This window comes from Sphaerotilus montanus (assembly GCF_013410775.1).
GTDB classification, from domain to species: Bacteria; Pseudomonadota; Gammaproteobacteria; order Burkholderiales; family Burkholderiaceae_C; genus Sphaerotilus; species Sphaerotilus montanus.
In genome coordinates this window covers 281,167-303,037 of record NZ_JACCFH010000001.1, presented here as the reverse complement: position 1 = coordinate 303,037, position 21,871 = coordinate 281,167, and the positions used below count along the sequence as shown (strand labels likewise).

Annotated in this window: 4 protein-coding genes; 2 read left to right on the top strand and 2 right to left on the bottom strand. The window is 67.9% G+C overall.

Annotation, left to right across the window (positions count from 1 at the left end; all coding sequences use genetic code 11):
- The first annotated feature begins 2 nt into the window (after nt 1-2).
- A complete protein-coding gene (locus tag BDD16_RS01300; RefSeq protein WP_179632262.1) occupies nt 3-16,826 on the top strand; it encodes a cadherin domain-containing protein in 16,824 nt (5,607 codons plus the stop codon).
- Nucleotides 16,827-16,832: 6 nt separating this feature from the next.
- On the top strand, nt 16,833-18,371 hold the full coding sequence (locus tag BDD16_RS01295; RefSeq protein WP_179632261.1) for a GGDEF domain-containing protein: 1,539 nt from the start codon (nt 16,833-16,835) through the stop codon (nt 18,369-18,371).
- A gap of 9 nt (nt 18,372-18,380) precedes the next feature.
- Here BDD16_RS01295 and BDD16_RS01290 read toward each other — a convergent pair whose 3' ends face one another.
- Together BDD16_RS01290 and rpoD are read right to left on the bottom strand one after the other, a co-directional pair.
- Nucleotides 18,381-19,316, bottom strand: coding sequence for an adenylate/guanylate cyclase domain-containing protein (locus BDD16_RS01290; RefSeq protein ID WP_179632260.1), 936 nt, complete (start codon nt 19,314-19,316; stop codon nt 18,381-18,383).
- Nucleotides 19,317-19,443: 127 nt separating this feature from the next.
- Nucleotides 19,444-21,771, bottom strand: a complete 2,328-nt coding sequence (gene rpoD / locus BDD16_RS01285; RefSeq protein WP_218897651.1) for an RNA polymerase sigma factor RpoD — start codon at nt 21,769-21,771, stop codon at nt 19,444-19,446.
- Nucleotides 21,772-21,871 lie beyond the last annotated feature (100 nt).

Here is a 21,871-nt window from a genome sequence, read left to right as displayed (position 1 = left end):
CCATGACGGCCGCCCACCGCACCGGCATCGAGGAACTCGAAGCCCGCATCCTCTATTCCGCCGACGCGGCGCTGCTGCTGGGCGGCGTGCCGGTGGCCGATGTGCGCAGCGTGGACACGGCGCAGGCGGCGCCGGCCGCCCCCGCCGCCACGCACTGGCTGGTGGTCGATCGCCGGGTCGAGGACTGGGACCTCACGCTCGCCGACCGGCAGGCGCGGGACGGTGACGCAGCGTCCCCTTCGGTGCTGCTGATCGACGGCGATGCGGACGGTCGGGCACAGATGAGCGGGCTGAACGGCGCGGTCGAAGTGCTGCCCTGGACCGACGCGCAGGGCCAGCGCTGGCTGGGCGCTTCGCCCTTCGATGCCGAGCCTGCGGCCGCGGCAGTGTCCGCGCCGGCCGCCGCAGCGTCTCTGAGCGGGAGCGGGATCGACGCCAGCGCGTCCGAGCGCTGGCAGGCCGAAGTCCGGCACGAGCTGGTGGTGATCGACGGCGGCATCGACGGGGCGTCGCAGCTGGCGATGATGTGGTGGTCCCAGGCCACGGCATCCTGCCAGATCGAGGTGGTCGTGACCGACCCGGCGCGTGACGGGCTGGCGCAGATCACCGCGTTGCTGTCGACGCGGACGGATCTCTCGGCGGTGCATCTGGTCAGCCACGGCGACGCCGGCCTGCTGCGCCTGGGCACGACCACGGTCGATGCGTCAGTGCTCGCGGCGCGGGCCGAGGAGGTGGCCGGCTGGCGACAGGCGCTCACCGCGGACGCGGATCTGCTGGTCTACGGCTGTGATGTGGGGCAGGGCCTCACGGGCGCAGCCTTTGTCCACCAGTTGAGCGACCTGACGGGCGCCGACGTGGCCGCGAGCGACGACCTGACTGGCTCGGCCGCAGCGGGCGGTGACTGGACGCTGGAAGCACGGACCGGCCAGATCGACCACGCCGTCGCCTTCGACGCCGCGACCCAGGCCGAATGGCAGGGGACGCTGACCACCTACACCGTCACCAACCTGAACGACTCCGGCGCAGGGTCGCTCCGGCAGGCCATTACCAATGCCAACGCGAATGGTGGGGCCGATGCCATCACCTTCAGCGCCTTCGGCACCATCAACATCGCCAGCCCCCTGCCGCCGATCACGGACAGGGTGACGATCGATGGCACCAGCGGTGGCGCGCCAGGGATCGCGCTGCACGGTGGGCACGTGATCGAGACCGGCCTGGATCTGCGGGCGGGCAGCGACCTCAGTGTCGTGCGCGGCCTGGTGGTGCATTCGTTCACGGCCCAGGGCATCGCCATCGCGGACAGCACGGGTGTCACGGTCGCTGGCAACTACATCGGAACGGATGCCAACGGCAATGTCTCGCTCGTCAACGTCATCGGGGTGAACGTCGTCAATGCGGCAGATACCCAGATCGGTGGCACCACGGCGGCTGACCGCAACGTCATTTCCGGCAACAGCAACATCGGCGTCAACATCGTCGGCGCCGGGTCCGCCGGCACGGTGGTGCAGGGCAATTACATCGGTACCAATGCTGCCGGTTCGGCAGACGTGGGCAATGCCTCGCACGGTGTCTTTGTCAATGGTGTCAGCGGAGTGACGATTGGTGGCAGCGTGGCCGGCGCGGGCAACCTGGTGGGCGGTAACGGAACGGGCATCACGCTGGGCAGCACTGCCACCAGCAACGTCGTGGCTGGCAACATCGTCGGCCTGAACGCGGCAGGCACCGGGAGACTCGCCAATTCAGGCGTCGGCCTCTACGTGCTTGGTGCATCCAACACCATCGGGGGCACGGTCGCGGCTGCGCGCAACGTGGTGTCCGGCAACACCACGGTGGGCATCAACATCTCCGGGGCGAGCGCGAACGGCAACACCGTGTCGGGGAACTACGTCGGCACGTCCATCTCGGGTCTGGTCGCCATCGGCAACAGCGAGGACGGCATCCAGATCGACAGCGGCGCCAGTGGCAACACCATCGGTGGATTGGTCGCCGGTGCCCGCAATGTGGTGTCCGGCAACAACTTCGCTGGCATCGCCATCGACGGATCGACCTCGGTCGGCAACACGGTGCAGGGCAACTACATCGGTCTGTCGGCGAACGGATCCGCTGCGCTGGGCAATGCCCGCGAGGGGGTCAGCCTGCTCCAGTCGACGGACTCGGTCATCGGAGCGGTCGTGACCGCCGGTCGCAACGTGATCGCTTCAAACACGCTGGCCGGCATTGCCATCTCCGGGGCATCGGGTGCGCAGGTTCTCGGTAACTACATCGGCACCGATGCCAATGCGGGAGCCGCGCGTGGCAATGGCCAGGACGGCATTCGCATGACGGGCAGCACCACCGATTCGGTCATCGGCGGCGCCGCGCCGGGAGCGGGCAACCTGATCGCCAACAACACGGGCGACGGTGTGCTGGTCAACACGGCGTCCGGGACGTCCAACGCCATCTTTGGCAACGCGATCACCGCCAACAGTGAAACCGGCCTCGACCTCGGCGCCGACAACGGCGTCACGGCGAACGATTTCATCGGTGATGGCGATACCGGCGCCAACAACCTGCAGAACTTCCCCGTGCTCACCAGCGCGGCGTCATCGCCAGCCGGGACGACGATCGCCGGCTCGCTCACGACGAATATCCTCGGCACCTACCGCATCGATTTCTACGCCAACCACCTGGGTGGCGAGGATGGCACCGGCTACGGTGAAGGTGAACGCTACCTCGGCTACACGACGGTATCGTCGGGTGTGCTGGGCACGGTGTCCTTCACTATCACGCTGACCGACGCCTGGGTGAACAACGGCGACCGCGTGACGGCCACCGCCACGGTGGACCTGGGCGGCGGCGTGTACGGCGCGACGTCCGAATTCGCGATGAACGTGGTGGCGACGGCGAGCGGTGTGGTGGTCGTCGACACCACCGCCGACACGATCGACGGCAACACGACCTCGATCACTGCCCTGGGCAACAGCCGCGGCGGCGACCAGCGCATCTCGCTGCGCGAGGCGATCACGGCGGCCAACAACACCGCCAACGGTGCCACGCCCGACAAGATCGTCTTCGGCATCAACGGCTTCGATGCGCACACGATCGCGCTGGCCTCGCTGCTGCCCACGATCAGCCAGGCGGTGGTGATCGATGGCACCAGCGACGACAGCTTTGCGGTGCGGGGCGACCAGCCAGCCATCGTGCTGGACGGCGGTGGCGTGGTGCAGGACGGACTGCGGCTCTACACCGGCTCGGGCGGCAGCACCGTGCGCGGACTGGACTTCCAGCGCTTCACGCAGGATGCCATCGACATCTCGGGCAGCAACGGCAACACGGTCGCGGGCAACTGGATCGGCGTCGGCACCGATGGCGTGACCGGCCGCGGCAACCAGCAGGGCGTGAACGTCTGGAACGCGAACAACAACGTCATCGGCGGCTCGACTGCAGCGGACCGCAACGTCATCGCAGGCAACAGTGGCATGGGCATCTGGCTCGGTGGCGGGGCGACCGGCAACCAGATCCAGGGCAACTATGTCGGCACCACCGCCGCTGGGGATGCCGCGCTGCGCAACGACGTTGACGGCATCCTGATCGAATCGGCCGGCAACACGGTAGGCGGCATCCAGGCTGGCCAGCGCAACGTGATTTCGGGCAACGGCCGCACGGGCATCATGATCAACCTGGTCGCGGCGACCGGCAACGTCGTGATCGGCAACTACATCGGCACCGACAGCACCGGCACCGCCGACCTGAATGGCACGGCGCATACCAGCGGCCTCAGTGGCGTGGTGATCGTGGGTGGTGCCAGCGGCAACCGCATCGGCACCAATGCCGATGGCTCCAGCGACACGGCCGAGCGCAATGTCATCTCCGGCAACAACTGGTATGGCGTGGAACTGATCGGCAGCGGCACCTCGAACAACGTGGTGCAGGGCAATTACATCGGCACCGACGTGACCGGTCTGGTGGCCCTGGGCAATTCGCAGGGCGGGGTCTCGTTCTGGGACGGCGCCTCCGGCAACCAGGTCGGTTCCGGCCTGACGGGCGCCGGCAACGTCATCTCCGGTAACGAGACCGGGGTGCTGGTGGCCAACGGGGTCAGCAACAACCGGGTGCAGGGCAACCTGATCGGGCTCGGTGCAGACGGCACCACGGCAGTGAGCAACACGGGCGCGGGGGTCTACCTCTACAACGGCGGCACCGCCAGCGCCGTCACCGGCAACCTGATCGGCACCAACGCCGACGGCAGCAACGACGCGGGCGAGCGCAACGTCATCTCGGCCAACTACAACGGTGTCGCGCTGGAAGATGCCGAGGTCACGGGCAACACCGTGGCGGGCAACTACATCGGCACCGATGCGACCGGCCTGCTGGACCGGGGCAATGTGGTCGATGGGGTGCTGATCCAGAACGGCGCCAATGCCAACACGATCGGCGGCAGCAGCGCGGTCCAGCACAACGTCATCAGCGGCAACGATGGCACCGGCGTGCACATCGACGGTGAAACCAGCGATGGCAACGTGGTGCGCGGCAACTGGATCGGGGTGAACGCGGCTGGCACCGGCGCACTCGGCAATGGTGGACATGGCATCCACATCTTTGGCGGCGCCGACAACGTCCTGGTGGGTGGCACCGGCGCCAGCGAAGGCAACTGGATCGCCTCGCCGGTCCTGGGGGGCATCTTCGTCAAGGGCGACTCCAGCGGCACCGTGATCCAGGGCAACCGCATCGGCACCGATCTGGCCGGCAGCGCCAACTGGGGCACGGGGCAGATCGGCATCCTGCTGGAGAACGGGGCCAACCACAGCCTGGTGGGCGGCGCCGCGGCGGGTGCGGGCAACACGGTGGTCAATGCGGGGCAGGGCGGCAGCTTCCTGACCGGCATCGGTGTCCTTGGCGCCACGAGCACCGACAACGCCTTCCTGGGCAACACGGTCTACAACAGCGCCGGCCTGGGCATCGACCTGGGCAACAACGGCGTGACGCTCAACGATGCGGTCGATGCCGACACCGGACCCAACAACCTGCAGAACTTCCCGGTGCTCAGCGCCGCGGGCACCGACGGCAGCCGGGTTGCCATCGCCGGCACGATCAACAGCACCGCTTACACCTCGCTGCGGCTGGAGTTCTTCGCCAATGCAGCGGGCGATGGCAGCGGCTATGGCGAGGGGCAGACCTACCTGGGCTACGCCACGGTGTTCACCGACGGCAGCGGCGACAGCAGGTTCGTCGTCAGCTTCAGCAAGGCCGTGCCCGCGGGCCAGTTCATCTCCGCCACGGCCACGGTGATGAATGCGAATGGCACCTACGGGTCCACATCGGAATTCTCGGCCAACGCCAGCGCCACCGGCGCGCTGATCGTCGACACCATGAACGACGTGGTGGACGGCACCACCACCTCGGTGGCCAGCCTGCTGTCCAGCAAGGGGGCGGACAGCAAGATCTCGCTGCGCGAGGCCATCATCGCCACCAACAATACCGCGGGGCACGATACGGTCTTCGTGCCGGCGGGCACCTACACGCTCACGCGCACAGGCGCCAGCGAAGACCTCGCCTCGACCGGCGACCTCGACATCCTGCAGAGCCTGACCTTGGTCGGCGCCGGGGCGTCGTCCACCATTGTCGATGCCGCGGGTCTCGGCGACCGTGTGTTCGACGTGTGGGGGAGCGGCACCTCGGCCTACCTCAGCGGCATCACCGTGACGGGCGGCAGCGTCAGCCATGGCAGCGGCATCCTCGCGAACGGCAGCACGTCTCTGACGCTGTGGAACAGCGTGGTCGCCAACAACACCTCGGGCACCACCGGCAGTGGCCTGTATCTGGCCGGCACGACGTTCATCAACAACGTCACCGTGTCCGGCAACTCGGGCACCAGCGGCGCGGGCATCTACAACAACAGCGCCCTGGTGATCAGCAATTCGACCATCGCTGCCAATACCGGCAGCAATCAAGGCGCGGGCATCTGGAGCAGCGGCACCAGCGCCAACCTGACCTTGATCAACACGACGATCAGCGGCAATTCCAGCAGCGGCCAGGGCGGCGGCGTGTACATCGGCAAGACCGCCAGCCTGGTGAACGCCACCATCGCCGGCAACACCGCCAGCACGGGCGGCGGCATCTACAGGGCGGCCGGCAGCGTCACGGTCAACCTGCTGAACAGCATCGTCGCCGGCAACACCGGCACGGGCACCACGCCGAACCCGGACATCAGCGGCGCGATGGCGAGTCTGGGCAACAACATCATCGGCAACACCACCGGCAGCAGCGGCTGGGTCGGCAGCGACCAGCAGGACGTCGACCCGCTGCTGGGCACCCTGGCCAGCAATGGTGGGCCGACGCTGACGCTGGCCTTGCTGGCGGGCAGCCCGGCCATCAATGCCGGCGCGGCGAGCGGCGCGCCGGTGACGGATCAGCGCGGCTACTACCGCGACGCCTCGGTCGACATCGGTGCATTCGAATACAACGGCACCAACCCGGCCACCAACACTGCGCCAGTGATCAGCAGCAACGGTGCGGGCGCGACGGCGGCAGTGAGCGTGGCGGAAATTGCGACCACGGTCACCACGGTGACGGCCACCGACGCCGAAGGCGACGCGCTCAGCTACAGCCTCAGCGGTGGTGCGGACGCAGCCCGGTTCACGATCGACAGCTCGACCGGCGTGCTCAGCTTCCTGGTGGCGCCGGACTTCGAGTCGCCCACCGACAGTGGTGCCAACAACATCTACGACGTGACGGTGCAGGTGACCGACGGCTATCTGAGCGATACCCAGGTCATCGCGGTGACGGTGACGAATGCCAACGATGCGCCGACGATCACGAACGGCGCCACGGCGACGCTGGCGGCGACCAGCGAAGACATGGCATCGTCCGGCACGTTGGTCAGCAGCATCCTGACCTCGGCCTCGTGGGCAGATGCCGACAGCGGCGCGCTCCAGGGGATCGCGGTCACGTCCAAGGCCGGCAACGGTACCTGGCAATACTCCACCGACGGCAGCACCTGGGTCAGCTTCGGCGCGGTGAGTTCGACCAGCGCGCTGCTGCTGGGCGCGGCAAGCCAGGTGCGCTACCTGCCCGACGGCTTCAACGGCGAGACGGCGACCTTCGACTTCAAGGCCTGGGACCAGACCAGCGGCAGCGCTGGCACCAAGGTCAGCACCACCACCAATGGTGGCAGCACCGCGTTTTCCGCCACCACGGACAACGCGTCCCTGAACGTCACGGCCGTCAACGATGCGCCGGTGGTCACCACCACCGGCAGTGCACTGGCCTGCACCGAGAACCAGTCCGCCACCGTGGTCGACCCGGGGCTGACCGTCAGCGACGTCGACAACGCCAACCTGGCCAGCGCCACCGTCAGCCTCTCGGCCAATTTCGCCAGCGGCCAGGACGTGCTGGCCTTCACCGACCAGAACGGCATCACCGGCAGCTGGAATGCGGGTACTGGCGTGCTCACGCTCAGCGGCAGCGCCACCGTCGCCAACTACCAGACGGCGCTGCGTTCGATCACCTGTGCCAACGGCAGCGACGTCCCGTCCACCGCCACGCGCACGGTGAGCTTCACGGTCAGCGATGGCGTCGGCTCCAGCAACGTGGCCACGCGTGACATCCTGGTGGCCGGGGTGAACGACGCTGCGGTGCTGTCCAGCCTCGGCAACACCGTGTCGCACATGGAGGGTGGCGGCAGTGTCGTGCTGGCGCCGTCGGTGACGGTCGCGGACGCGGAGCTGTCGGCGGCCGATGACTTCAGCGGTGCCACGCTGGCACTCGCGCGCAGCGGCGGGGTGAACACGCAGGACGCGCTGGCCTTCGATGGCCTGAACGTCACCACCAGTGGTGCCGATGTCTTCGTCGGCGGCGTGCAGGTGGGCACGTACAGCTTCACGGGTGGCGACCTGGTGGTCAGCTTCGGCGCCAACGCGACCCAGGCGCGCGTGAACACGCTGATGCAGAACATTGTCTACTGGAACACCAGTGACGCTCCGCCGGCGAGCGTGCAGATCGACTGGCGCTTCGACGACGGCAACACGGGGGCGCAGGGCAGCGGCGGGGCGCTGCAGGCCACTGGCAGCACGACGGTGACCATCAATGGTGCCAATGACGCGCCGGTGAATGCGCTGCCAGCCAACGCGTACACGGCGCTGGATACCGCGAAGACCTTCTCCACTGCCAACGGCAACGCGCTGCAGATCAGCGACGTGGACGCCGCCGGCGGCCCGGTGCAGTTCACGCTGACGGCCACGCAGGGCACGCTCAGCCTGGCCACCACCGCGGGTCTGACACTCGCCGCAGGCAGCCCTGGCACCGCCAGCTTCACCTACACGGGCACGGTGAGCGCCATCAACACTGCGCTGGGCAGCGGCGTCACCTTCACGCCGACCAGTGGATACCGCGGCCTGGCGACGCTGACGCTGCAGACGAGCGACCTGGGCAACAGCGGCAGCGGCGGCACGCTGACCGACAGCGACACGCTGAACCTGCACGTGGGCGCCATCGTGGTCACCACGACCAGCGACGCGGGCAACGGGACGGTCACGTCCATCGCCAACCTGGTCGCCAACGATGGCGGCGATGGCATCAGCCTGCGCGAGGCGATCCTGGCGGCCAACAACACCGCCAACGGCGCGAGCGCCGACCGCATCACCTTCGCCATCACCGGCACCGGGGTCCACACGATCACGGTCAGTTCGGCGTTGCCGACGGTCACGGAGGCAGTCGTGCTGGACGCCAGCACCGACGACAGCTTCGCCGCGAACGCCAGCCGTGCCGCGATCGTGCTGGACGGCAACGGGCTGAATGCGTCGGGCCTGGTGCTCGCCGCGGGTTCGGGTGGCAGCACGGTGCGCGGGTTCAGCGTGGTGGATTTCGGGCAATACGGTCTGCTGATCCAGTCGGACTCGGACGGCAACACGATCGAAGGCAACCTCGTCGGTCTCGGCGCCGATGGCAGCACCGCGGCGGCCAACGTCCTCGGCGGAGTCCTCGTCTATTCCTCGGGCAATACCGTGGGCGGCACGACCGCGCTGGCGCGCAACGTCCTGTCCGGCAATGGCAACGGCGGGGTGGCGGTGGTGGGGTCGAACAACGCCATCATCGGCAACTACATCGGCACGGACGCCACCGGCACCCTGGACCGTGGCAACTGGCAGGACGGCATCCACCTCGCCAGCGGCAGCGGCAACCGCATCGGCGGCACGGCCAGCGCAGAACGCAACATCATTTCCGGCAACGACCGCCAGGGCATCGAGATCTTTGGCGCAGGCACCACTGGCACGCTGGTGCAGGGCAACTTCATCGGCACCGACGCGACGGGCACGGCCGCGCTGGGCAATGGTGCGGGCGGCATCTGGCTGGGCATGGGCACCAGCAACCACACCATCGGTGGCACCGTCACCGGTGCCGGCAACCTGATCGCCTACAACCAGTCCTGGTCCGGCGAGGCCGGGGTGATGGTGGAATCCAATGTCACCGGGGTGGCCATTCTCGGCAACACCTTCGTGGGCAACACCGGGCTGGCCATCGACCTCGGGATGGACGGCCTCACCGCCAATGACGCCGGCGACGCCGACACCGGCGCCAACGCGCTGCAGAACACGCCGATGCTCTACACGGCCGACCTGCAGGGGGCCGATGTGCGGGTGCGCGGCGAGGTCAACACCACGGCGGGCACGACGCTGCGCATCGAGTTCTTCTCCAGTCCGCTGGGCAGCGAAGACCCGACCGGGTACGGCGAAGGTGCCGTCTACCTCGGCTACACCGAAGTCACCACGGACGGTGCGGGCCACGCGGCGCTGGATGTGACGCTGACCGGCGTGGCGCCCGCCGCCGGGGACCGCGTCAGCGCCACCGCCACGGTCAAGACAGGGGCCAGCAGCTATGGCGCGACCTCGGAGTTCTCGATGAACGTGCCAGCGGCAGTTTCGAACCAGGCCCCAGTGATCACCCTGTCCGGCTCCAGCAGCAGCTACACCGAAAACGCCGGCGTCCTGTTCGATGCGAGCGCCACGTTCACCGACAGCGACACCCCGGTGCTCACCGGCGGCAACCTGACCTACCAGGTCAGCGCCAACGGCAGCGCCACCGACGAGTTGGGCATCCGCCACCAGGGCACGGGCGCCGGCCAGATCGGCCTGTCGGGGAACGACGTGACGTACGAGGGTGTCGTCATCGGCAGCCACACCGGCTTCGGCAACGGCAGCACCCCGCTGGTGCTGAACTTCAACGGCAACGCCACGACCACGGCAGTGCAGGCGCTGCTGCGCAACATCACCTACCGCGACACCAGCGACGCGCCCAGCACCAGCACGCGCACCCTGTCGCTGACGGTCAGTGACGGCAGTGGGGGCACCAGCGCGCCGATAGTGGTGACCATGGCGGTGGTGGCGGTGAACGACGCGCCGGTGTTCGGTGGCTTGAATGGCGCGCCGGTCTTCACGGAGGGCGGCGCGGCGGTCGTGCTCGACGCGGACGTGACCTTGGCCGACGCCGAGCTGACCGCGGCCGACAACTTCAGCGGCGCCACGCTCACGCTGTCCCGCCAAGGGGGCGCCAACGCCGAGGATGCGCTGGCCTTCGACGGTGCCGTCGTCACCACCAGCGGCGCGGACGTGCGGGTCAACGGCGTGCTGGTGGGCAGCTACACCTTCACGGGTGGCGAGCTGGTCGTCACGTTCGGTGCGGGCGCGACGAATGCCCGTGTCAATGCGCTGCTGCAGCACATCGTCTACTGGAACACCAGCGACACGCCGCCAGCGAGCGTGCAGATCGCGTGGTCCTTCCGCGATGGCAACACGGGCGCCCAGGGCACAGGCGGCGCGCGCACCGCCACGGGCGCCACCACCATCACCCTCACGCCGACCAACGACGCTCCCGCCGGCATCGACCGGACGGTGACCTTGGCCGAAGACAGCGTCTACGTGTTCTCGGCCGCCGATTTCGGTCTGACGGACCCAGAGGGACACGCCTTGCAGGCGGTGCAGTTCACGACGCTGCCGAACACCGGGGTGCTGACGTGGGCGGGTGTGCCGGTGACGGCGGGCCAGACCGTCGCCGTGGTGGATCTGGGCCAGTTGCGCTACCAGCCGCCGGCGGATGCCAGTGGCGCCGGTCTGGCCAGCTTCACCTTCGCGGTGATCGACGCCGGTGGTGTGGCCAACGGCGGCATCGATACCGATCCGACACCGGCGACATTCACCTTCGATGTCTCGGCGGTGAACGATGCGCCCGTGCTGAGCCTGCCCGGATTGCAGACCACCGCGGCCGGCACACCGCTCACGCTGTCTGCTGCCAACGGCAACCGCCTGACGCTGTCGGATGTCGACGCCGGGGGCGCCTCGCTGCAGCTCACCCTCGGCACTGCCCACGGGACGCTGACCCTGGCCAGCACGGCCGGGCTGACCTTCTCCACGGGCGACGGCACGGCCGATGCCAGTCTCGTGTTCAGCGGCTCGGTGGCGGCGCTGCAGGCGGCGCTGGACGGGCTCGTCTTTGCTCCGGCGGGCGGCCATGTCGGTGCAGCCACCGTGAGCGTCCTGCTCGATGACCTTGGCAATGCGGGCAGTGGCGGACCGGCGACGGCTGCCGGCTCGGTCCAGGTCATCGTCGGGGGACTCCGGTTCCGCGAAGGGGAGGCGGGCTACACCGGCACCCAGGACACCTACGTCCAGGACAGCACGCCCACATCCGCCTACGGCACCGCCAACCTCGTGCGCAGCGACGATGGTTCTCCGCTGTCTACGGGGCTGATCCGGTTCGACAACCTCTTTGGCAGCGGCACAGGTCAGGTGCCCCTCGGCGCCACGATCTCCTCGGCGACGCTGTCGATCCATGTGCTGGAGCGGGATGCTGCCGACTTCATCGAGCTGCGCCGCATGCTCGTGGGCTGGAGCGAATCCTCGACCCACGCCTCGCTGGTCAATGGCGTGCAGACCGACGCGAGCGAGGCGGCGGCCTCGGTGGAGACCTCGTTCAGCGCCGGACAGCTCGGCTGGAACAACATCGCCGTGTCGGCGGCCACCGTGCAGGCATGGCTGGACGGGACGGCCCCGAATCACGGCTGGGCGCTGGTGTCCAGCAGCGCCGACACCTGGAGCTTCGCCTCCTCCGAACACGCCGACGCCAGCCTGCGGCCCACCCTGACGATCGAGTTCACCGCGCCCCAGGCCCCGGTCGTCAGCGTGTCGGGCGGCAGTGCCAGCCATGTCGAAGGAGCCGGCGCCACCGTGGTCGATCCCGGACTGACGCTGAACGACGCCGACAGCGCCACGCTGAGCATGGCCGTGGTGCAGATCACCACCCACCACGCCAGCGGCGAGGACGTGCTGGGCTTCGTCAACCAGAATGGCATCACTGGCACCTGGGACGCCTCGGCCGGCAACCTGACGTTGAGCGGCACGGCCAGTCTGGCGCACTACCAGACGGCCCTGCGCAGCGTCACCTACGACAACACCAGCGACAGCCCGAGCACACAGCCCCGGACGGTCACGTTCACCGTGCGCGATGCCTACGCTGACAGCCTCACCGTGGCCCGCACCGTGTCGGTCACGGCCACCAACGATGCCCCGAGCATCACCAGCGATGGTGGCGGTGCCCTCGCAGTCCGTAGCGTGGCGGAGAACACGACTGCAGTGACGACGGTGGTGGCGACCGACGTGGATCTGCCTGTGCAGACGCTGAGCTACAGCATCACGGGCGGTGCGGACGCCGCGCGGTTCACGATCGACAGCGCCACGGGCGTGCTGCAGTTTGCTGTGGCGCCCGACCACGAAGCCCCGAGCGATGCCAACGCCGACAACGTCTACGACGTGACGGTGCAGGTCAGCGACGGCAGCCTGACCGCCTCGCAGGCGATCGCGGTGACGGTCACGGCGGTCAACGACAGCACGCCAGCCATCACCTCGGGTAGCGCCTTTAGCGTGGCCGAGAACTCGACCGCGGTGACAACGGTGACGGCGACCGATGGTGACCTGCCCGCGCAGACGCTCACCTACAGCATCACCGGCGGCGCGGACGCGGCCCGGTTCACGATAGACGCGGCCACGGGTGCGCTGAGCTTCCAGGCTGCGCCGGACCATGAAGCACCGAGCGACGCGAACGCCGACAACGTGTACGACGTGACGGTGCAGGTCAGCGACGGCAGCCTGACCGCCTCGCAGGCGATCGCGGTGACGGTCACGGCGATCAACGACAACACGCCGGCCATCACCTCGGGTAGCGCATTTAGCGTGGCGGAGAACACGACGGCGGTGACGACGGTGATGGCGAGCGACGCCGATCTGCCCGCACAGACGCTGGCGTACAGCATCACCGGTGGGGCGGACGCCGCCCGGTTCACGATCGACGCGGCTACCGGCGCGCTGAGCTTCATCGCCGCGCCAGATCACGAAGCACCGAGCGATGCGAACGCCGACAACGTCTACGACGTGACGGTGCAGGTCAGCGACAGCAGCCTCACGGCGACCCAGGCCATCGCAGTGACGGTCACTGCCGTCAACGACAACACGCCAGCCATCACCTCGGGTAGCGCCTTTGGCGTGGCCGAAAACACGACCGCGGTGACAACGGTGACGGCGACCGATGGTGACCTGCCCGCGCAGACGCTCACCTACAGCATCACCGGCGGCGCGGACGCGGCCCGGTTCACGATAGACGCGGCCACGGGTGCGCTGAGCTTCCAGGCTGCGCCGGACCACGAAGCACCGAGCGACGCGAACGCCGACAACGTGTACGACGTGACGGTGCAGGTCAGCGACGGAGGCCTGACCGCTTCGCAGGCGATCGCGGTGACGGTCACGGGCGTCAACGACAACACGCCGGCCATCACCTCGGGCAGCGCTGTCAACATGGCCGAGAACGCGACGGCCGTGACGACGGTGACAGCCAGCGACGCCGATCTGCCAGCGCAGACGCTGACTTTCAGCATCACGAGCGGCGCGGACGCTTCTCGATTCACGATCGACGCTGCCACCGGCGCGCTGAGTTTCCTGACGGCACCGGACCACGAGGTGCCGAGCGACGCGAACGCCGACAACGTGTACGACGTGACGGTGCAGGTCAGCGACGGCAGCCTGACCGCCTCGCAGGCGATCGCGGTGACGGTCACGGCGATCAACGACAACACGCCGGCCATCACCTCGGGTAGCGCATTCAGCGTGGCGGAGAACACGACCACGGTGACGACGGTGATGGCGAGCGACGCCGATCTGCCCGCACAGACGCTGGCGTACAGCATCACCGGTGGAGCGGATGCGGCCCGGTTCACGATCGACGCGGCGACGGGCGCGCTGAGCTTCCAAACCGCGGCAGACCACGAAGTACCGAGCGACGCGAACGCCGACAACGTCTACGACGTGACGGTGCAAGTCAGCGACGGCAGCCTGACCGCCAGTCAGGCCATCGCGGTGACCGTGACGGATGCCAACGACAACACGCCAGTCATCACTTCGGGTGGCGCCTTCAGCATGGCCGAGAACACGACCGCGGTGACGATGGTGACGGCGACCGATGGTGACCTGCCCGCGCAGACGCTCACCTACAGCATCACCGGCGGCGCGGACGCGGCCCGGTTCACGATCGACGCGGCCACCGGCGTGCTGAGCTTCCAGGCTGCGCCGGACCATGAAGCACCGAGCGACGCGAACGCCGACAACGTGTACGACGTGACGGTGCAGGTCAGCGACAGCAGCCTCACAGCAACCCAGGCCATCGCAGTGACGGTCACTGCCGTCAACGACAACACGCCAGCCATCACCTCGGGTAGCGCCTGTGGCGTGGCCGAAAACACGACCGCGGTGACAACGGTGACGGCGACCGATGGTGACCTGCCGTCGCAGACGCTCACCTACAGCATCACCGGCGGCGCGGACGCAGCCCGGTTCACGATCGACGCGGCGACGGGCGCGCTGAGCTTCCAAACCGCGCCAGACCACGAAGCACCGAGTGACGCCAACGCCGACAACAGCTACGACGTGACGGTGCAGGTCAGCGACAGCAGCCTCACGGCGACCCAGGCCATCGCAGTGACGGTCACTGCCGTCAACGACAACACGCCAGCCATTACCTCGGGTAGCGCCTTTGGCGTGGCCGAGAACACGACCGCGGTGATGACGGTGACGGCGACCGATGGTGACCTGCCCGCGCAGACGCTCACCTACAGCATCACCGGCGGCGCGGACGCAGCCCGGTTCACGATCGACGCGGCGACGGGCGCGCTGAGCTTCCAAACCGCGCCAGACCATGAAGCACCGAGCGATGCCAACGCTGACAACCTCTACGACGTGACATTGCAGGTCAGCGATGGCAGCCTCACAGCGATCCAGGCCGTCGCCGTGGCGGTCACGGGCACCAATGACAACACGCCGAGGTTCACCTCGGACGGCGGTGCGGCTGCAGTGACCGTGTCGGTGCCGGAAGGGGTGCCGTGGTCGGGCGTTCTGGACGTGACCGATGCCGACCAGCCGACGCAGGCACTGACGTTCCGCATCAGCGGGGGCGCGGATGCCGCGTTGTTCGAACTGGATCCGGCCAGCGGGCTGCTGACCTTCAGGCTGACGACCGACCAGGAGGCACCACAGGATGCCAACCACGACAACGCCTACGAGCTGGTCGTGAGCGTATCGGACGGCACGCTGGTCGGTACCCGCGCGCTGACGCTGCTGGTCACCAACGTCAACGAGGCACCGGTGCTGGTCAACAGCCAGCTGGCGGTGGCGCAGGGCGGTCAGGTGGTGCTCGATGCCGGCATGTTCCAGGCGACCGACCCGGACACCCCGGATGCCGGGCTGGTCTATACGGTGAGCGACGTCCGTTCAGGCGTGTTCGAGCGGGTCGACGCACCTGGGAGCGCCATCACCCGGTTCACGCAGGCGGACGTGACGGCAGGTCGGGTCGTGTTCGTGCAGTCGGGCCGCACGGCGACCGCGGGTTTCTCTCTGACCTTGTCGGAGGGCGACTGGGTGGTCGGGCCACGCCAGGTGGAGGTGCGGGTGCAGCCGGCCGCGTCGGCTCCGCAACCGGACCTGTCTTCCGATCCGGTGCCTTCCATGGAGGCATTGCCACCGAGATTCGAGTCGCTCCCTTCGCCGGGCAGCGGACTCGAACTGGCTTCGACCGCTGGCGGTGGTCTCCAGGAGCCGCTGGCTGGCACCGGGGCTGTCGACCGACTCGATCGGATCACGTCCGAGATCGCCGGGGGTGAAAACGGCGTGTTCGCGACACGGGGTGCCGGTCGGTTGACCACGACCGACCGCGACAGCGACGCCTCCGCAACGGCGGTTGCCTCCGACGCTGGATCGGTGCGTGGACCGGTTCTGGTGCGGGCGACCACCGTGTCCGTTCCGGGTGTCGGTCTGGTTGTGCCGGGCGAGCGCACAGGGAGTGGTCGGGGCAGCGTGGGGTTCCCCTCCGGCATGGCGCCGGACATGGCCCGACTGCCGCCCGGCGAACTGCTGGTGATGCTGGACGCACCCATCGATCTGAGCGGCTTCGTGCAGGAACGTTCGGCGTTGCTCCAGTGGACGCCCACCGATGAGCGTTCCCGGGGAACGACCGAATCGGCCCGTCAGCAGAGCGAGTCGGACGATGGACCGGACTTGCGCTGGGACAGCGGCAGCACGGTGCGGGTCGGCGGCATGGCGCTGTCGGTCGGTCTCGTGTTCTGGGCCACGCGCGCCACCGGACTGGTGGCCAGCCTGATCGCCGTGTCGCCGCCCTGGCGGCAGTTCGATCCCTTGCCCGTGTTGAGCGTGAACGCCCCGAAGCAGCCGGAGGGGACTGAAGTCGAGTGGCTGGATACCGATATTCCGGGATCGCTGGCAGAGCTGGCGGAAGACATCCTTGACCAACGGACCTGAGCCTGCATGCGATTTCCCTGGCCACCCGACACGATCACCCGCATTGCCGTGGGCATCGCCGCGCTCGTGGTGCTGTGTCTCATGGGGCTGGACTATGCCTTCGGGCTGGTGCCCAGCCCGGTGCGCATGGAGATCGATCGGCGCCAGGCGGTCAGCCAGCTGCTGGCCGACCAGATCGCGCTGGTCGCGACGCGTCTGGGGCCGAAGGACGTGGACCAGGTGCTGTATGGCGCGCGCCGCAACGAGGGCCTGCTGCTCGGCATGGCGCTGCGTTCCACGGCTGGCGAGGCGGTCGCGGTGACGGGGGTCACGCCACCGCGTGTCCGGCCGGATTTCCGCAGTACATCCACCCACATCCGTGTGCCGGTGATGCTGCAGGGGCAGCCATGGGGGGCGCTGGAGCTGCACTGGGCGCCGATCGCCGCCGAGTCCTTTCCGCAGATGCTGCTGATTCCCCAGGCGCTGTGGCCGATGCTGACCTTCGCGGGGCTGGTGGTGCTGCTGCGGCTGTATCTGGGCAAGGTGCTGCACCAGCTCGATCCCAGCACGGCGGTGCCGGAGCGGGTGAGCAAGGCCTACAACACGCTGTCCGAGTCGGTCATCATGCTGGACGGGCAGGGCCGCGTCGTGCTGGTCAACGAGGCCTTCCGGGTGCTGGTCGGTCAGCGCAGTGTCCAGATCGGCCGCCGGCTGGAAGAGCACGGCTGGCTGCGCGATGGCGCGGAACTGCAGCCGGGCGTCGGTTATCCCTGGACCCTGGCGTTGCAGACCCATACGCCTTGCTCCCGGCTGCCGATGAAGCTGCGCCTCGGGGAGGAACTGCGGGTGACCCTGGTGAGCTGCAGTCCGATCGAGCAGAAGCAGCAGACGGTGGGCTGTCTGGTCGTGATTTCCGACCAGACCCACATCGAACGCAGCAACGAGAGCCTGCGTCTGACGACCAGCCAGCTGCAGTCCGCCAACGACGAGATCCAGAAGAAGAACGCCGAGCTGTTCCGTCTGGCCACCCGCGATCCCATGACCGACTGCCTCAACCGCCGGGCGTTCTTCGAAACCGGCGGCACCCAGAAGGACCAGTGCAACCTGCTGGGGCAGCCGGTGGCGGTCATCATGTGCGACATCGACCACTTCAAGTCGTTCAATGACCGCTATGGCCATGCCATCGGCGACGAGGTGATCAAGGCCGTGGCGGTCATCTACAACGGGGCGGCTGCCGAGACCGGACTGGCCTGCCGCTATGGCGGGGAAGAGTTCTGCGTGATGCTGCCCGGCAGCGACGAGGCGCAGGCGGCCGTCTTCGCCGAGCGGCTGCGCAAGCTGGTGCAGGACACGGCCGGCGACGGCATCGACTACGAGCCCCGGCTCAGCATCACCTCCAGCTTCGGGGTGGCGGTGACGCGCTCGCCGAGGCTCTCGCTGGAGCAGCTCATCGACCAGGCGGACCAGGCGCTCTACTTGTCCAAGCGCTCGGGGCGCAACCGCTGCACGCTGTTCGAGCCCGCGCAGACCGCAGCGGCCGAGGCCGACGCCAGTGCCGCAGCCTGACGCGCCGGTTCAGAGCGGCAGCGGGTCCGTGTCGTCGAAGCGCAGGACTTCGAAGCTGACCGTGGGGGCGTTGATGATGTTCGGGCTGACGCCCAGGCAGATCACGCCGCGGCCATGCAGCGTGCAGGCCCCGCGGCGCAGCGTGACCACCTCGGACTGCCGCCCGAAGCGCACATAGGTGCCGTTGGAGCTGAGGTCGGTGAGCTGGAAGTTGCCGCTGTGCCACTCGATGCGGGCGTGCATGCGCGAGACGCGGCTGTCGTCCAGACAATACGCCGCCTCGTGACTGCGGCCCAGGATGGCCGGCAGGTTGCGCACCGTGTGGATGCGCGAGACGCCTTCGCTGACGAGGCGGATGCCCTCCGGCACCGTGGTGGGCGCCGAGTCGCCGAACATGGTCGACAGCGGATCCGGGCCGGAGCGCCGTGGCTCGAACCGCCAGACCTCGACCGGCTCGACGCGCCCGCGCAGGTGCAGCCGCTCCAGCCGGCGAAACCGCTCCCGCACATCCGGCGGCAGCACGGCCAGGGTCTGCGACGTGATCAGGGTCTCGTTGTCTCCCGCGTGGTCCAGCAGCCGGGCGGACACGTTCACCGCATCGCCGAAACAGTCGCCGGCCACCTCGATCACCTCGCCATGCGCCATGGCGATCTGCACGCGCATCACCGGGCTGCGTGACGGACGCGCGGCCCCCATGACCCGTTCGAGCGACTCGTGGACTTCCTCTGCGGCCCGCACGCCACCGACCGGGTGCGGGAACACCGCCATCAGACCGTCACCGAGCGTCTTGATCACCCGCCCGCCCTGGCCTTCCATGATGCGGGCAACCACCGCCACGCTGTGCGTGACGACGGACGCGGCCTCGGCATTCCCCAGGCTTTCGTACAGGGACGTGCTGCCGCGCAGATCGGCAAAGAGAACGGTGCAAGTGACGGTCTGCGGCATGCGCTCAGTTTACCTTGTCGTTTCGTGAAGCAGTGCGCATCCAGAGATTGCAGAAGTGAAATGGCCCCACAGATGCAGGGCCATGTTCAGGGGGGAGCTGTCCATCCCCCGTTGCCTTGCCGGCGGGTTACAGATTGTCCAGATAGGTGCGCAGCTTGTCCGACCGGCTCGGGTGCTTGAGCTTGCGGATGGCCTTGGCCTCGATCTGGCGGATCCGCTCGCGCGTCACGTCGAACTGCTTGCCGACTTCTTCCAGCGTGTGGTCCGTGGACATCTCGATGCCGAAGCGCATGCGCAGCACCTTGGCTTCGCGCGGCGTCAGGCTGTCGAGGATGTCGCGCACGACATCGCGCAGACCCGACTGCATCGCGGCCTCGATCGGCGCGGTGTTGTTGGTGTCCTCGATGAAGTCGCCCAGGTGGCTGTCGTCGTCGTCCCCGATCGGCGTTTCCATGGAGATCGGCTCCTTGGCGATCTTCATGATCTTGCGGATCTTGTCCTCGGGCATCTCCATCTTCTCGGCCAGCGACGGCGCGTCCGGCTCGAAGCCGAACTCCTGCAGGTGCTGGCGCGAGATCCGGTTCATCTTGTTGATCGTCTCGATCATGTGCACCGGGATCCGGATGGTGCGGGCCTGGTCGGCGATCGAGCGGGTGATGGCCTGGCGGATCCACCACGTCGCGTAGGTCGAGAACTTGTAGCCGCGGCGGTATTCGAACTTGTCCACCGCCTTCATCAGGCCGATGTTGCCTTCCTGGATCAGGTCGAGGAACTGCAGGCCGCGGTTGGTGTACTTCTTGGCGATCGAGATCACCAGACGCAGGTTGGCCTCGATCATCTCGCGCTTGGCTTCGCGCGAGTTGGCCTCGCCCTCGTTCATGCGCTTGTTGATCGCCTTCAGGTCGTCGATCGGCACGACGGCCTTGGTCTGCAGGTCGATCAGCTTCTGCTGCAGTTCCTGGATCGGGGGCAGGTTGCGGCCCATGACGGCGCTGTAGCCCTTGCCGGCGGCGATTTCACCCTCGGCCCAGGCCAGATTCAGGATGTTCGGCGGGAACACCTTGATGAACTGCTCCTGCGGCATGCCGCAGCGGTCCACGACGATCTTGCGCAGTTCGCGTTCGTAGCGGCGCACATCGTCCACCTGCGAACGCAGCAGGTCGCACAGCTTCTCGATCGTCTTGACCGTGAAGCGGATCGTCATCAGCTGGTTGCTGATGGCCGTCTGGGCCGCGTTGTAGGGCGCCGACTTGTAGCCGTGGCTGGCGTAGGCCGCGCGCATCTTGACGAATTCGGCGCGCATCGAGTCGAAGCGCGACAGGGCCTGGTTCTTCAGCTCTTCGAGCTTCTTGGTCAGCGCCTTGGAGGTGCCGCCTTCTTCCTCGTCCTCGTCGAACTCGTCGAAGTCTTCTTCGGCGACGTAGTCATCGGCTTCTTCGGAGGAGACAAAGCCGTCCACCACTTCCGAGATCTGCGACTCGCCGGCGCGGATCCGGTCGGCCATGCCGAGGATCTCCTCGATCGTGGCCGGCGAGGCCGAGATGGCCAGCATCATCGCCTGCAGGCCACCTTCGATGCGCTTGGCGATCTCGATTTCGCCTTCGCGCGTCAGCAGCTCGACCGTGCCCATCTCGCGCATGTACATGCGCACCGGGTCGGTGGTGCGGCCGAATTCGGAGTCCACCGTGGACAGCGCGGCTTCCGCGGCTTCCTCTGCTTCCTCTTCGGTCGAGGTCGTCGTGCCACCGCCGGCGATCAGCAGCGTGGCCGCGTCAGGGGCCTGCTCGTAGACCGCGATGCCCATGTCGTTGAGCATCGAGATGATGGCTTCCAGGATCTCGTTCTCGACCAGCTTCTCGGGCAGGTGGTCGTTGATTTCCTGGTGCGTCAGGTAGCCGCGCGTCTTGCCCATCTTGATGAGGGTCTTCAGCTCCTGGCGGCGCTTGGCGACTTCCTCTTCAGTGAGCGTGGTCTCGTCGAGGCCGAACTCGCGCATCAGCGCGCGTTCCTTGGCCCGGCTGACCTTCATGCGCAGCGGCTTGGCCTTGGGCTTGTCGGCTTCGACCTCGACTTCCCCTTCGGCCACCACTTCGACCTCGGTTTCCACCTCGGCTTCGACATCGATCTCGGCGTCGATGTCCGTGAAATCCTCGTCGGCGTCCAGCGTCGGCTTTTCGGCCTTCTTCTCGACCTTCTTCTCGGGCTTCTCCACCTTGACATCCGTGTCGGCGGCTGGGGCCTTGGCCTTGCGGCCGCGCTTGACCACCACAGGAATCGTGGTTTCCGGTGCCGAGACTGCGGCAGCGATCGGCGCCGGAGCGGGCGTCGCGGCGTCGGCCTTGATGGCCTTGACCACCTTCACGACGCGGATGGTCTTGGACGCGACCGGGGCAGCCGGGGCTGCTGCGGTGCTGGTCTCGGGGGACAGGTCAGGGGCGCTCTTTTTCGCGGGCATGCGATTCCTCGGCTGGGGTGCTCGGATACGGTGGGGCTTTGAGCCTGAATCACAAGTCTCGGGCGGCGCACTGCAGGCGCTCGCGGACGAGCCGCTTCTC

Coding starts and splice junctions, on each gene's coding strand:
- BDD16_RS01295 (WP_179632261.1), top strand. CDS start 16,833: ATGCGATTTCCCTGGCCACCCGACACGATCACCCGCATTGCCGTGGGC.
- BDD16_RS01290 (WP_179632260.1), bottom strand. CDS start 19,316: ATGCCGCAGACCGTCACTTGCACCGTTCTCTTTGCCGATCTGCGCGGC.
- BDD16_RS01300 (WP_179632262.1), top strand. CDS start 3: ATGACGGCCGCCCACCGCACCGGCATCGAGGAACTCGAAGCCCGCATC.
- rpoD (WP_218897651.1), bottom strand. CDS start 21,771: ATGCCCGCGAAAAAGAGCGCCCCTGACCTGTCCCCCGAGACCAGCACC.